The 14,135-nt window shown below is 72.4% G+C and carries 8 protein-coding genes and 1 pseudogene; 2 read left to right on the forward strand and 7 right to left on the reverse strand.

Annotation, left to right across the window (positions count from 1 at the left end; genetic code table 11):
- Nucleotides 1-4 precede the first annotated feature (4 nt).
- Together AQJ84_RS07745 and AQJ84_RS07750 are read right to left on the reverse strand one after the other, a co-directional pair.
- The gene (locus tag AQJ84_RS07745; RefSeq protein WP_030045064.1) at nucleotides 5-1,495 is read right to left on the reverse strand and encodes an L-fucose/L-arabinose isomerase family protein; all 1,491 of its coding nucleotides are present in this window, start codon (nucleotides 1,493-1,495) and stop codon (nucleotides 5-7) included.
- A gap of 30 nt (nucleotides 1,496-1,525) precedes the next feature.
- On the reverse strand, nucleotides 1,526-2,833 hold the full coding sequence (locus AQJ84_RS07750; protein WP_053190642.1) for an MFS transporter: 1,308 nt from the start codon (nucleotides 2,831-2,833) through the stop codon (nucleotides 1,526-1,528).
- Between the two features lie 250 nt (nucleotides 2,834-3,083).
- Here AQJ84_RS07750 and AQJ84_RS07755 point away from each other — a divergent pair, with 250 nt between their 5' ends.
- Nucleotides 3,084-7,073 (forward strand): glycosyl hydrolase, encoded by a 3,990-nt coding sequence (locus AQJ84_RS07755; RefSeq protein ID WP_053190644.1) that lies wholly within the window; start codon nucleotides 3,084-3,086, stop codon nucleotides 7,071-7,073.
- A gap of 15 nt (nucleotides 7,074-7,088) precedes the next feature.
- Here the strand turns inward: AQJ84_RS07755 and AQJ84_RS07760 are convergent.
- From AQJ84_RS07760 to AQJ84_RS07775, 4 genes and pseudogenes are all read right to left on the reverse strand, one after another.
- A pseudogene (locus AQJ84_RS07760) lies at nucleotides 7,089-8,101 on the reverse strand (LacI family DNA-binding transcriptional regulator).
- A gap of 108 nt (nucleotides 8,102-8,209) precedes the next feature.
- Nucleotides 8,210-9,337, reverse strand: a complete 1,128-nt coding sequence (locus tag AQJ84_RS07765) for a Gfo/Idh/MocA family protein (protein WP_030045069.1) — start codon at nucleotides 9,335-9,337, stop codon at nucleotides 8,210-8,212.
- Nucleotides 9,307-10,017 (reverse strand): ThuA domain-containing protein, encoded by a 711-nt coding sequence (locus tag AQJ84_RS07770; RefSeq protein ID WP_053190646.1) that lies wholly within the window; start codon nucleotides 10,015-10,017, stop codon nucleotides 9,307-9,309. Before AQJ84_RS07770 ends, AQJ84_RS07765 begins: the two co-directional genes overlap by 31 nt.
- Before the next feature lie 246 nt (nucleotides 10,018-10,263).
- Nucleotides 10,264-11,133, reverse strand: coding sequence for a class I SAM-dependent methyltransferase (locus AQJ84_RS07775; protein ID WP_030045072.1), 870 nt, complete (start codon nucleotides 11,131-11,133; stop codon nucleotides 10,264-10,266).
- Between the two features lie 75 nt (nucleotides 11,134-11,208).
- Between AQJ84_RS07775 and AQJ84_RS07780 the strand changes: the two genes are divergently transcribed.
- The gene (locus tag AQJ84_RS07780) at nucleotides 11,209-11,640 is read left to right on the forward strand and encodes a helix-turn-helix domain-containing protein (RefSeq protein ID WP_030045073.1); all 432 of its coding nucleotides are present in this window, start codon (nucleotides 11,209-11,211) and stop codon (nucleotides 11,638-11,640) included.
- A 20-nt stretch (nucleotides 11,641-11,660) separates the two neighbouring features.
- On the opposite strand, the gene AQJ84_RS07785 is transcribed toward AQJ84_RS07780, so the two are convergent.
- On the reverse strand, nucleotides 11,661-13,823 hold the full coding sequence (locus AQJ84_RS07785) for a protein kinase domain-containing protein (protein ID WP_053190648.1): 2,163 nt from the start codon (nucleotides 13,821-13,823) through the stop codon (nucleotides 11,661-11,663).
- Nucleotides 13,824-14,135 lie beyond the last annotated feature (312 nt).

Raw genomic sequence — 14,135 nt, forward strand, 5'->3', positions numbered from 1 at the left:
CCGGTCACACCTCCCGGTGGTCGATGCCGAGCAGGCTCGCCGCGCACCGGAAGTCGGCGGCGTGGTGGCCGACCGAGAGGGACCAGTGGTGGCCGACACCCGTCGCGCTCCACGCGTCGACCCACTCGCCCGGGTCACGGCCGAAGTCGACGCGGGTGGTGGTGTTGCCGATGCTCAGCAGCGGGCCGGGCACGACAGTGCCCTGGGAGGTGACGAACGACAGGCTGCCGTCGGCGTCCTGGCCGAGTCCGAGGAGCGTGACGGGGCCGTGCCGGACGTCGAACTCCACGCTGACACCCCAGCCCCGCTTGCCGTGGTAGACACCGAGACCGCGCAGCAGCGGATCACGGGCGCCGACGGCGAGGTGGGCGGGCCCGTCATGGCCCATCTCCACCACCCCGTCCTCGAAGTCGAGCGCCTGGATCTCGGTGAAGGAACCCCCGGCGCCGATGCTCTGCGTGGCCAACTGGGCGACACTGGTGCGCAGTTCGTACTCACCGGCCGCCGGCACACCCCGTGCGGTGAGCAGGGAGGCGCCCAGGATCATGCCGGCGCCGAGCCGCTCGTGCAGCTCGCCGTCGAGCCCGCGGTGGTAGTAGGCGAGGCTGTGCAGGCCGAAGTCCTCCACCAGCCGGTCGAGCGCGACCGAGACGGTCGCACCCCACGCGAAGTCCTCGTCCACCACGCTGTCGTCGACGGCGAAGATCCGCCGGGCGAGAGCCACGCGCTCACGGGTCTGCGCGTCGGTGACCTTCTCCACCCGGTGGCGCAGGTCGTCGAACTCCAGCACCTCGACGTGCGAGCCGAACGTCGTCGGCAGCAGGGTCAGATCGGTCGACACGTCGAGCATGCCCGGATACAGATGTCCCATCAGGCCGTGCCGGGCGTGCCGGAGCGCGGCGCGGACGTGGGCGGCCCGGACCCACTGCTCGATGCGCCGCCAGGCCGACTCCTGACGCAGCCAGCCCGACACCGACCGGAACGGGATACCGGCCCGGCGGAAGACGTTGCCGATCTCCGGCACGGGGCACTGCGCGCAGTAGGCCAGCCAGTCACCCGTGTCGAAGGAGGCGTGGTCCATCCGTTCGGAGGGCTGGAGGTCGATGACGAGCACGGGGGTGTGCGCGCGCCGGGCGATCGGCAGCACCATCGACGAGGTGAGGTACGTCGTCAGGAACAGCACGATCAGGTCGCAGTCCGTCCGGCGGAGCTCCTCGGCGGCGACCGCGCCCTCCTCGGCGTCGGAGACGAAGCCCGCGTCGGTCACCTCGGCGTCCATCAGCCGCAGCCGTTCGCTGACGTACCGCGCCGACTCCCGCAACTGTGGCAGCAGCGCCGGGAACTGCGGCCAGTAGGTGCCGAGCCCGCCCGCGACCAGCCCGATCCGGGTGCGGCGGCCCGTCACCTGGGGCAGTAACTCCTGGAGGAGGGCGGCCCGTTCGGTGGACCGGTCCGCGCCGCCGGTCGTCGTGGTGAGGGGTTCGGTCGTCGCCATGGTGGGCCTCCTTGTGGGGTGTGATGCGGCTCAGGCCCGGGCGACCTTCAGATCCGCCGGGGCGGCGACCGCGGGGGAGTGCCGCAGGAGGACGCGGACGATGAACACGCCCGCGAATCCCGCCACCGCCATACAGGCGGTGATCGACCACAGCAGGACCGCCGGGCTGCGGTCGAGCAGCGCGGGAGTGAAGAAGGCGGCGACGGCGAACACCCCGCGCGACAGGGCGTAGGTGATCCCCTGGGTCGTGCCACGCGTGTCGGCGGGCAGCGTGAGCTGCGACCACACCTTGTAGTTCGCCTCGCCGGCGAAGGGGTGGGACAGCTGGTAGAGGACGAAGAAGACGAGCATGCCCGCCAGCGCCCCCGCGGTGAGGGAGGCGACGCAGAAGGCGCCGACCTGCACCGCCGCCGCGGTGTAGAACAGCCGGTCACGCCAGGGACTGTCGGCGAATCGCACGAACGCGAAGGTCAGCAGCAGCCCGATCGGGATGAACGCCAGGTTGATGCCGGTGGCCAGGCTCTGCGAGGCATCGCTGACGGTGACCAGCAGATAGGTGCCGAACTGGCCGAAGGTGTTGGCGCCCAGGCCCCAGGTGACGTAGAAGACGAAGGTCGCCGCCATCGGCAGCAGGGTGGCCCGGTTCCACACGTTCCGCAGCGCGACGCCGTGTGGGGCGGCGCCCGCCCCGGCGGGCCCGTCCGCGGCGGCGGGGGCAGCGGACGGCTCCGGCTCGGCGTGCAGCTCCAGCCGGGAACGGAGGTGCCAGGTGAGCAGAGCGGCGACAGCCAGATGGCCGGTGATGAGTCGCGCCCCGGTCATACCCGTGGTCGACAGGACGAAGCCGAGGAAGATGACGACGGCGATCCCCAGCACCCACATGACCTGGGTGAAGGCGACCAGTCGCCCCCGGGCGTGGGCGGGGGCGGCGTCGGAGACCACGGCCAGGGAGGTCGGCAGGTCGGCACCGGCCGCCAGGCCCGCCACCAGGACGCCGGCCAGGAGCACGATGTCGTTCGGCGCCAGTGTGATGACGAGGGCCCCGAACGCGTAGCAGAGGATGTCCAGGTTGTAGAGGCGGCGTCGGCCGAACAGGTCGGCCAGCCGGCCACCGACGAGGGAGCCGACGGCGATGCAGATGGTGACGATCGCGCTGATCGCGCCGGCCATCCACACGCCCATGTCGTAACTGTCGCGGTAGATGGCCAGGTTGACGGAGATGCTGACGATGAGGGCGGCGTCGAGGTACGAGGCCATGCCCGACAGCGCGGCGAGGTTCCACAGGCGCTTGGGGATCGGTTGTTCCGGGAGCTCAGGGGCAGGCGGGATGCGGGCCATGATGCGACTCCGTCGTCTGGGGATGGGCCGAGCGGAGGGGAACGTCGCGGCTCAGGGGCCGGGTCGCAGTGACTATAGGATTCCGAAAACGTTCCAACAAGACGTCCTGCAAGTATCGGGGCGAACACGGGGCGGTGCCCTGCCGGCGTACGGCAACTGGTGGAGACGTCCCAGGTGTCCTACGGTGAGGCTGATGTAAAACGTTTTGATTCGCGAGAGCGTCCGAGCCGTGGCCGGAAGGACCGCATCCGTGATCTCTCCCGCTCTGCAGCAGCTCTTCGACGATCCTCCCCGCGACTTCGGCCCCACCCCACTGTGGTGGTGGTCCGGCGCGAAAGTCACCCGCGAGCGCCTGGCCTGGCAGCTGCGCCGGTTCGCGGACGGTGGCGTGCACAACCTCGTGGTGATCAATCTGGCGCCCGCCGGCCCCACCTTCGGCGCGCGGACCGACGATCCGCCCTGGTTCGGCGAGGAGTGGTGGGCCCGCTTCACCGACGCCTGCCGCATCGCCGCGGAACTCGGAACGCGCCTGTGGTTCTACGACCAGATCGGGTTCTCCGGCGCCAACGTCCAGGGCGGCGTCACCCGCCGCCACCCGCAGGCCGCCGGCCGTGCGCTGCGCCTGCGCACGGCGACGGTCGCCGGGGGCACGATCGCGCTGCGCGGCACCGAAAGCCTGCTGGGCGCCTACGACCTGACGGGCCGACGCCTGTCCGCGACCACGACCCCCGGCCACGGCCCGCACGCCGGCCCCGCCGTGGCCCGGGTCGCGGCCCGCGACGGTACGCGGGCGCAGCTCGTCGTCTCCGTCCCCACGGCGTTCGACTATCTCGACCCGGCCGCCGTCGGCCTGCTGATGGACGCCGTCCACCACGAATACGACCGCCGGGTCCCCGAGTACCTCGGCAACGTCCTCGCGGGAAGCTTCCAGGACGAACTGCCCGGCACGAACTCCTGGAGCCCCCGCCTGCCCGAGGAGTTCCGCACCCGTCGCGGCTACGACCTGCTCGACCACCTGCCGGCCCTCTTCGGCCCGGCGACCGCCCGCACGGCCGAGATCCGCGCCGACTACTACGCGGTCCGCACCGAACTCACCGAAGAGGCCCTCTTCAGACCGCTGGCCGCCTGGCACGACGCACGAGGCATGCTCGTCGGCGCCGACCAGAGCCACCCCGCCCGCGCGGGCTTCCCTGCCCAGTCCACGCAGATCTACTCCGACTACTTCCGCACCCACCGCTGGTACGGCGCCGCCGGCAGCGACCACCACGGGGACTCCAAGGTCCACTCCTCCATGGCCCACCTCTACGGCCACGAGCGCGTCTGGATCGAGGCGTTCCACTCCTCCGGCTGGGGCGGCACCCTGGAGGACACCTACGACTGGCTCCTGCCGTTCCTGCGCAGCGGAGCCAACCTGTACAACCCGCACGCCAGTTACTTCGGCACCGCCGGCGGCTGGTTCGAGTGGGCGCCACCCTCCACCGACTGGCGCCAGCCCTACTGGGCGCAGTACCCGGCGTTCTCCCGGGCCGTCGCCCGGATCTGCTCGATCATGTCCTGGGGCACCTACAGCGCCGACGTGGCGGTGCTGCACCCCACCGCCACCATGCAGTCCCTCATCCCCCTGGACGCACCCGTCCGCCACTTCGGAGACGACCGCCTGGGCGAGGGACACGCCGACGTCGACGAGACCCAGCGCCACTACCTGGACCTGTGCGGCACCGACAACTGGCTGGGGCCGCGGATCGGCGCGCTGGACCGGCACCGCGTGGCGTTCGACGTCATCGACGACGCCTCGGTCCAGCGCGCCGAGGCCGCCGACGGGTCCCTGCGCCTCGAGGACCTGGCGTACACCACGGTCCTGTTGCCCTCGGCGAGCGTCCTGGAGCAGGAGACGGCCCGCAGACTGACGCAACTCCTCGACGTCGGCGGCCGGGTGGTGGTCGTGGGCCGCCCCCCGGCCTCGGCGGCCGGACTGGCCGGTGACGACTCGGTCGTCGCTGCGCTGTCGGACCATCCACGACTGGAGCGGACGAGTGACGCGGCGGCCGGAGCGGCACGGGTGTCCGACGCGGCCGGTCACGCGAGAGGCGACGTGCCTTTGCTCGTCAGGAGGGAGGGCGACCAGGCGGTGGCCCTGGTGACGGGCGCCTTTCCGGATGCCCGTACTCATCCGCTGCGCGGCAGCCACGAGATCGACCCCGCACGCTACGCCCGTGGTTCGTCCGTCACGGTGCGCGCGGCCGTCGCCGAGGCGGAGGTCTGGAATCCGGCGACCGGCGCCCGCCGGCCGGCGCCCGTCAGCGTCCGTGACGGCCTGTCGACCATCGAGGTCGCCCTGGACGGCGCGCCCGCCGCTCTCGTCGTGTGGCGCGAGGGCGGCCCGCCGGCCCGGACGGTCGCGCCACCGCCGGGGCCGGTGGAGACGGTCGACGTCTCGGCCGGTTGGGAGGGCCGGCTGGTCCCCACCCTGGACAACACCTGGGGTGATCTGGCGCTGCCCGCGGGCTCGTCCGTCGACGAACCGCAGACGTGGACCATGCGGTGGACGGAGGACGAGGACGGGCCCGACGCGAACTGGGAGCGGGCCAGGGCTACGTACGGCAACCGGGTGCGCGTCCTGCCTCCGGTCCCCTCGGCCCTCGCACCCGACCCGTTGGACGGCGCCTCGGTCGAACGGATCCTGGCGGGAGAACTGCCCCTGGTACCCGCGGACTCGGACTGGGAGGTCTCGCTGTACTCGTCGAGCCGCGGGATCCCCGATCCGGACGGACTGCTCGGCAACAAGGGACTGGTACCCGAGGAGTTCGTCCGTGTCGCCGTCCCCGGCGCCGGAGCGGTGGCCCGGGTCCGGGCCGTCCTGGAGACGGACCATCGTGGACCCGCCGAACTGCACGTCGGCGCGGCGGCCACCAAGCGGGTGTGGTGGAACGGCGAGAGGCTGGACACGGGCCGTGGCTACCTCGCCTCCGCCCGGGTGGACGTGGGCAGGCCCCGCAACGTGCTCGAATTCGAGCTGTCGGGCGCCCAGGACCGGCCGCTGCTGATCTCGGGCGCCGCCGGCACCCCACTGGGCAGCTACTTCTGCCTGTCCCGCCCCGGCGGGTTCACCCCGCGTCCGCAGTTCATGTGCCTGCCCGAGGACGTACGACCGGACGGCGGCGTGACCTACCGCGGGCGCCTGTCGTCGGCGAGCGACGGTGCGGAGGCGGTTCTGGTGGTGGGCGCCGCGGCGGGGGTCACCGTGTCGCTCGACGGCGTGGTGGTGGCACGCCAGGAGAAGGTGGAGTACTACGAGTCCGACTGGGGCGCGGTCCCGATGTTCTTCCGCCACGCGCTCACCCTCGGGAAGGGCGAGCACGTCCTGGAGGTGGTGACCGACAGCGGTCCCGCCCGGGAGGCGGTGTTCGTCGACTGCGTGGTTGGTGTGGACGCCTCGGTGACCACGCTGGCCGGCGGCGGCGGCTGGGAGGCGGTGACCGGCCAGTGGCGCGGACGCACCGTCGAACACGAGGGCCGCTGGGGGGAGTTGCAGCACTGCCACGCCGCGACTCGGTCGCACCCGCTGCCCGACACCGAGTGGCTCACCGGCGCCCCGGTCCTGGGCACCGCCGTACTGCCGCTGCGGTGCACCGACGACGTCCACGAGCGGGCCCAGCGCTTCCGGTTCACCGTGCCTCCCGGCACCGTGTCCGTCGACCTGCCGCTGCGGCTGCCCGCCTCGGTGCGGGTGGGGGACGGCGCGCCGACGCCGCTGGAGACGCAGGCGCTGACGCTGGACCAACCGCTGTGCGCACCGGCGGAGTTCGAGGTCGTCACCGCGCCCACCGCCGTGCTGCGGGGCGGTTGCGCCTGGCGGGGACCGGTGCGTGTGCGGACCGTTCCGGCGCCGCTGCCGCTGGGCGACTGGTGCGCGCTGGGGCTGGGGGGCTGGAGTGGCGGGGTGACCTACTCGCGGGTGCTGGAGGTGCCGGCCGGTCCGGACCCGGTGCTCGATCTCGGGCGGGTGCGGGGCAGTGTCGCGGTACTCCTCGACGGGGAGCGCGTCGGCGAGGCGTTCTGCGCGCCGTACCGCTTCGAACTGGGCGGAGCCGCCGGACGTACCGTGCGGGTGGAGGTGACCGTCCACAACACCCTGGCCCCGTATCTCGCCGAGGCGACACCGACCGCCTGGGCCTTCCCGTCGCAGCTGGCGGCGGGGCTGCTGGGCCCGGTGACGCTGCGGATCCCCGGAACCGGCTGAGCGCCGGGAGGAGGCTCAGGCAGCGGACGGCGGCCGGGTGGAGTCCCGCACGACGAGGTCGGGAGCGAACACCCGGGTCTCGTGGGCGTGTTCGGCGCGGGCCTCCACCTCGTCGAGCAGCATCTCGACGGCTGCCCTGCCGAGACCCTCGACCGGCTGCCTGACCGTCGTCAGGGTCGTCCCCACGAAGCTCGCGATGTCGAGGTCGCCGTATCCGACCACCTGCACCTCCTCGGGAATGCGCACGCCCCGCTCGCTCAGCCCACGGCACAGTCCCGCGGCGAGGAAGTCGTTGGTGCAGAAGATCCCGTCGGGCAGTTCGTCGAGGCGGCGGGCGATCTCCGTGCCGTAGCCGACCGTCATCTCCTCGGCGACGACCTGCCCCAGCCGCGCCTCCCGTCGGCTGCGCACGGCCTGCCGGGCGCCCTGGTGCCGGTCGGCGCACTGCCGGATCCCGCGCTCCCCGTTCACGACGAGGATGTCGCGCGCGCGCCACAGTCCAGGAGGTGCTGTACGGCGATCCGGCCACCGGCGACGTCGTCGACGGAGACGGAGCAGCCGTCCGCGGCCGGTATCGCACGGTCCGCCAGCACCAGGGGGATGCCGCGTTCGCGCAGCCGCGTCAGCCGGCTGGGATCGGCGCCGAGCGGGACCACCACGGCGCCGACGGCCCGCTGTTCGACCAGCATGGTGAAGTAGCCCTGCTCCCGTTCGGGCGCGTCCCCGCTGTCGCACAGCACGAGGGAGTAGCCGTGCTCGTACGCCGCGTCCGCGGCACCGCGCGCGATGCGCGAGTAGAACGAGTTGGCGACGTCGGGCAGCACCAGGCCGATCGAGGAGGAGTGGCCGGTCCGCAGGCCGGCGGCTCCGGGATGGGGTACGTAGTCGAGTGCGGCGACCGCGACACGTACCCGTTCGGCGGTGAGGGCGTTGACCCGCTCGGGCCGGTTCAGCACGTTCGACACCGTGGAGACCGACACCCCGGCGGCGGCCGCGACGTCCTGGATGCGTGCGGGGCGAACCGCCATGACGTCCACCCCCCTCGCTGTGGCAGCCGCGCCACCAGGCACGACGTGGTTCCCCTGAGCGACGGGCAGTTTACCCCCAGGGCGACTGGAACGTTTTTCCCGTCCGGTTCACCGCGCTGCCGGCCGACGGGTGGCAGCGCCTGCCCACTCCTCGGCCGGCGTCAGCGGAACGGGAGCGGGCGGCTGCGCCGAGGTCGTCAGCTCGACGCGCCGGCCCTCGGCGGAGGAGCGCAGGAGGGCGCTCATCGTCTCCAGCACGTGCAGGGCGAGTTCGCCGCTCGCACGCGGGGAGCGTTGTCCGTCCGCGGCGACGAAGTCGAGCAGGCCGAGGCCTCGGGTGCCGCCGACGTAGCCGGCCGACGGCGGAAGCGTGTGCCACCGGGTGGCGCCGAGTTCGAAGAGCCGCACCTCGCCGTCGAAGCCGTTCGGGTCGGGAACGGCGAGCGTGCCCCTCTCGCCGTGCACCTCGATCGGGGCGGCGGTGGTGGCCACGCCGTCGAAGCTCGTCGTGATCGTCGTCAGGGCCCCGCCCTCGTGCTCGAGCACACCGGAGACATGGGTGTCGACCTCGACCGGAACGCGCGTGCCCGCGCGCGGACCGGAACCGATGACGCGCTCGGCGCGCAGCCGGCTCGACGCCCCGGTCACGGCACGCACCGGGCCCAGCAGATGGACCAGGGAGGCGAGGTAGTACGGGCCCATGTCCAGGAGGGGCCCGCCCCCGTTGGTGTAGTAGAAGTCCGGGTTGGGGTGCCAGCGTTCGTGGCCCGGGGTCACCATCACGGCCGAGGCGGACAGGGGGCGTCCGACGCGCCCGGCCGCCACCGCCGCCCGCGCGGTCTGGATCCCGGTGCCCAGGACGGTGTCGGGCGCGCACCCGACCCCGACCCCGGCCTGCGCGGCTGCCTCCAGGACGGCACGCGCGTCGTCGAGTTCGGCGGCCAGCGGCTTCTCCCCGTACACGTTCTTGCCGTGACGGATCGCACCGAGGGCGATCTCGGCGTGGGCCGCGGGAACGGTGAGGTTGAGCACCGTGTCCACGTCCGGACTGCTCAGCAACTCCTCGACGGCCAGCGCCTCGACGCCGGGCAGACCGGCGGCGAGGGCGGCCGACCTGGAGGCGTCGAGATCGGCGACCGCGGTGACCCGTACGGCCGGGTGGCCGAGCAGCGTGTCCAGGTACACGCGGGAGATGACGCCGAGGCCTACGACGCCGACGCGGTGCGCGTGGCCCACAGCATGCCCCTTTCGATGACGGTGCGGACGGCGGGGTGCTGGAGCACGTCGAGACTGTGGCCCGGGGTCGTCACCACGACGCGTCCGGCACCCCAGTGACGGGTCCAGATCGCCGGCGAGCGGACCGGCCGGTGCCATGGATGCCACGGCCGGGTGGGATGGGTGGTGGTGGCCAGCACGTCGACGAGGTCGTCGTGGAGCACCCAGTACTGCTCGGTGTGCAGCTCGAAGTCCTCGATGCCCGCGGTGACGGGGTGCTCGCGGCCGAGTTCGGTGATGTCGACGGTGTGCGGCAGGAAGTTGTCCTCCGCCTCACCCCGGCGCTCGCAGGGTTCCTTGCCCGGGTGCGTCGCGAACTGCCCTCCCACCAGGTGGAGATAGTCGGAGGAGGCGCGGAACGAGTCGGCGATGCCTCCGTGCCAGCCGGTGAAGCCGGTACCGGCCGTGACGGCCGAGCTCAGCCCCGCCAGCTGCTCGGGGGTGATCTCCGACATCGTGACGCACTGGACGACGAGGTCGGTGCCGGCCATCTCGGCCGCGTCGGCGTATACGTCGGTCGACTCCTCGACCCGGACGGCGTATCCGTTGCCTCGCAGGAAGGGCAGGAACAGCTCCGTGGCCTCGACCGGCTGGTGCCCCTCCCAACCGCCTCGCACCACCAGGGCTTTCTTCTGCGTCATCTCGTTCCTTCATGGGGCCGTCGCCCCGGAGCGTCACGTTGCGTCAGCCCCGGCGGTCGGCTCCCGGAGCGGCGCCCTCACTATGCGTCAGTCGCGGGCGCTCGCGAAAGGTCTGCCCGGTCACGCGAAACTTTCGCCTGACCGGGCAGACCTTTCGACCCCGACGAGACCGACGGGTTCGCGGTGGCCGCGAAGCTGCTGCTCGACGGGCTCGGCCGGTACATGCCGCCGGTGTCCGCGGCCTCCTCAGCTGCCCTGGGGCGCTGCTGACGACGAGGCCCGGGCGGCGACCATCCAGCAGGCCCCGGTGAAGCGGACCTCCGTGCCGTGCACGAAGGGGTCGAAGGCGGCGCGGACCGTTTCCACGACCTGTGCGCGGGTCTGCTCGTCCGCGTCGCCCAGGACCTGGCCGAGCGGACCGAGCCGGGTGAAGTATCCGACCAGCTCCCGCTCCGGCAGCGTGCAGGTCACGTCGACCGGCCGGATGCCGATCCCGTCCCACCCGCTCTCCGTGAGGATGTGCCGGACCCGGTCCGGGTCCGCGAAGGCGAACTGGCCCGGCTCGTCCGGCCGGCGGGTGGGGAGGTTCGGCAGGAACGGCGCCGCGGCGCGTTCGGCCGTCGTCATGAACGGATTGTCCGCGGGGCCGCGCCACGTGACGAACCGGAGCTCGGCGCCGTCCCGGGCGGCATGCCGAAGATTCGCGAAGGCCCGGACGAAGTCGTTGAAGAACATGACGCCGAAGCGCGACATGACGGCGTCGAAGGCGGCGGGTTCGAAGGCGTGCTCCTGGGCGTCGGCACGGATGAACGAAGCCTCGGTGCCCTCCCGTTCGGCGCGCGCCCGGGCGGCGGTGATCATCGGTTCGGAGATGTCGACGCCGACGCAGCTCCCCGCGGGACCGAGCCGCCGGGCGACGGCGAGCGTGGTGCCGCCGGTGCCGCAGCCGACGTCGAGCACGCGGCCCGCGGGCACGGCGGACATCTCCGCCACCAGCAGGTCCTCGAAGGGCCTGAGCATCCCGTCCAACACCGCCTGCGCCTCGACCCAGACGTGGCCCGCGGGACCGTTCCAGCGGGCCGCCATGTCGTCGTCGGTCCTGGGCTTGCCGTCCATGTTCTCCTCCTGTGCTTGCCTGCTCCGGGTCCGGGATGACAGCGTGCTACTTCAAGCCGACTTGAGGTCAAGAGGATGACAGACCTGGACATCGCCGAGGTGGCACACCGCGCCGGGGTTCCGGCCTCGACACTGCGGTACTACGAGGAGAAGGAGCTGATCGCCTCCACCGGCAGGCGGGGCCTGCGTCGTCAGTACGATCCCGCCGTACTGGAACGCCTGGCGCTGATCGCGCTGGGGCGTACCGCCGGGTTCTCCCTCGACGAGATCGCGCGCATGTTCGCGCCCGACGGACAGCCCCGCATCGACCGGCGGCTCCTCAAGACCAAAGCGGACGAACTGGACGACAGGATCCGTGAACTGGGCGTCCTGCGGGACTCCCTGCGGCACGCCGCCGCCTGTCCCGCGCCGAGCCACATGGAATGCTCCACCTTCCGCCGACTGCTCAGGGCCGCCACGGCGGGCGTGGTCAAAGCGCCGCGGAAAAGGGCTCCCCGGCCACCGTGAACCCGCCGTGCGGGCCGCGCTCAGGGAACGTCGGCCACCGAGAAGATCCCCGGCTCGCTGACCCCGTACAGGACGCCACCCACGCGCAGCGGCGGCACCGAGGCCGGCGTCAGCTCCTCGAAGGAGCGCCCCTGGGTGTCGAAGGACGGCTCGGTGCGGCCGATCTCCTTGCCGGTGCGCGCGTCGAGAGCCAGGATGCCGGTGTCCGGCATCGTGACGTACAACCGGCCCTCGTGGTAGGCGGGTTCGCTGAAGACACGCAGCTCGCGCGAGCTGGTCCACAGCGGCTTCCCGCGCTTCAGGTCCAGGGCGAGGAGGGTCTCGTTGCCGTAGTCGAAGAGGTACATGGTGTCGCCGCGCACCAGCGGCGCTGCCTCCGGCTCGACACTCCAGGGGAAGTCGATCCGTCGGGTCTTCCCACTGCCGAGATCCTGGATGAAGAAAGCGGCGGAGACGCCGGTGTCGTCCTCCCAGCGCGCGTAGTACGCCGTGTCGTCCTGCACCGTGGCCAGCCACAGGTCGCCCTTCGGGGCGTCCACGCTGCCCAGTGTCCTGCCGGTGCGTGCGTCGACACGGGCGATTTTGCCGGAGCCGCCGCGCAGGTCGGCGTAGAGGGTTCCCTCGGTGCCGCCGTAGAAGGGGCTCGCCGACTCGGAGGCCAGCCGGCGCTGCCACAGTTCCTCGCCGGTGCGCGGTTCGTACGCCGCGTAGCGAGCGTCGGAGCGCGCGAGGTCGTCCAGCCGTACGAGCACCACCCCGCCCAGGTACTCGAACTCGGCGACCGGGCCCTCCAGATGCCACAGCCGCTTCCCGGTCCGGCCGTCGAAGGCGTCCACGCCCCCGGAGCCGTCCGCGCTGCCGACGAACACCACACCCTCGTGGACGACCGGCTCGCCCAGCGAGAAGCTGACGCCGTTCGTCCGGCTCCTGGGCTTCGTCCAGTCGACCTCGCCCGTCGCGGGGCTCAGCCGTGTCAGGGCAACCTCGGGGGACGCGCAGAAGACGCCGAGCGCGTCGGGTGTACACGCCGGACCGAGGAACATCTGCTCCTCGTCCGCGTCGTCCGACTTCAGCGTGTTCTGCCACGGCTTCCAGCCCGGCGGCGTCGCGCCACGGGACGTCGCCTGCGGCCCGGCCTGCTCGACCTCGGCGACCTGACTCGCCGGCTCGTCGTCCACCATGGTGACCGCGACGGCCCCCGCCACACCCAGGACGACCGCCCCGACCAGAGCGGTTCGCAGCCGTCTCAGGCGGCGTCTTGGTTTCGCCGCTCCGGCGTCCTCGGACCGCAACGCCGCTGTCGCCGCGGACTCGGTCACCGGGGCCCGGGGCGGCTCCTGGCCGGCCCCCGCTTCGGACAGCTCCTGCGGCAGCCCGGTCAGCGCTTCCAGAGCCTCGCTCGACGTCGGCCGGTCCGCCGGTTCCTTCGCCAGACAGGCCGCCACCAACGGGCGCAGCGCCTCCGGCAGTTCACCCATCTCGGGCTCGCTGTGCACGGTGTTGTACGCGGCGAGATAGGCGTTGTCCGCCTCGAACGGGCTGCGCCCGGTGGCCGCGTACACGAGGACCGCGCCCAGCGAGAAGACGTCCACGGCGGGGCCGACGTCACGAGGGCGGCTGAACTGCTCCGGCGCCATGAAGGGCGGCGAGCCCATCACCAAGCCCGTCTGGGTACGGACGTCACTGCTGGCCGCGCGCGAGATGCCGAAGTCGATGACGCGTACCGCCCCGTCGTCGCCCTCGCCCTCCAGGAGGAGCACGTTGCTCGGCTTGAGGTCCCGGTGCACGACCTCCGCACGATGGATCTCACGCAGCGCCTCGGCGAGTTCGGTGCCCAGGCGGCGCAGCGCGGGCCAGTCCAGCGGACCCGACTCGTCGACCCGCTGGGCGAGCGTGCGGCCCGAGACGAACGCGGTCGCCATCCACGGCCGCTCCGCGTCCGGGTCGGCGTCCACGACCGGTGCGGTGAAGGCGCCGCTGACCCGGCGCGCGGCGGCGATCTCCTGCCGGAACCTGGCCCGGAACTCGGCGTTGTCGGCGTACCTCGTGTGGACGACCTTGACGGCGACGGCTCGCCCCGAGGCCGATCTGCCGAGATAGACGACTCCCATGCCGCCGGTGCCGATCCGCGATTCGATCCGGTAGCCGCCGACGGACTGCGGATCGTTCTCGCGCAGGGTCACGAGTCTCCTTCACGCGCTCTGGCCTGGACGGTCGCGGTCCCGACCCTTCTGACAGGGACAGCTCACTCTAGTGCCCGGCCTCCCGGGCCTTCTCCCCTGTGGAGAACATCCCGGCCACGCTCTGGGGAGGCTGCCATGATCGACGACGTGTGCCGGTCCGGGACGCCGCTTTTCGGACATCCCTTCCGGTTCGGACCGGCCCCGGGCAGGGAGGGAGCCGGCCCTCGTCCGCTCCGCCGGGAACAGTCGGTCGGCGCCGGTCGTTCCCCCTGTGTAGGAGCCACTCGCCGCGTCCCGCGACGCGGCTCCCCG

This window comes from Streptomyces resistomycificus (genome assembly GCF_001514265.1).
GTDB lineage: Bacteria > Actinomycetota > Actinomycetes > Streptomycetales > Streptomycetaceae > Streptomyces > Streptomyces resistomycificus.

What these genes read in the sequence shown, in the direction of transcription:
- AQJ84_RS07745 (WP_030045064.1), bottom strand. Translation starts at nt 1,495, where the DNA reads ATGGCGACGACCGAACCCCTCACCACGACGACCGGCGGCGCGGACCGG.
- AQJ84_RS07750 (WP_053190642.1), bottom strand. Translation starts at nt 2,833, where the DNA reads ATGGCCCGCATCCCGCCTGCCCCTGAGCTCCCGGAACAACCGATCCCC.
- AQJ84_RS07770 (WP_053190646.1), bottom strand. Translation starts at nt 10,017, where the DNA reads ATGACGCAGAAGAAAGCCCTGGTGGTGCGAGGCGGTTGGGAGGGGCAC.
- AQJ84_RS07775 (WP_030045072.1), bottom strand. Translation starts at nt 11,133, where the DNA reads ATGGACGGCAAGCCCAGGACCGACGACGACATGGCGGCCCGCTGGAAC.
- AQJ84_RS07780 (WP_030045073.1), top strand. Translation starts at nt 11,209, where the DNA reads ATGACAGACCTGGACATCGCCGAGGTGGCACACCGCGCCGGGGTTCCG.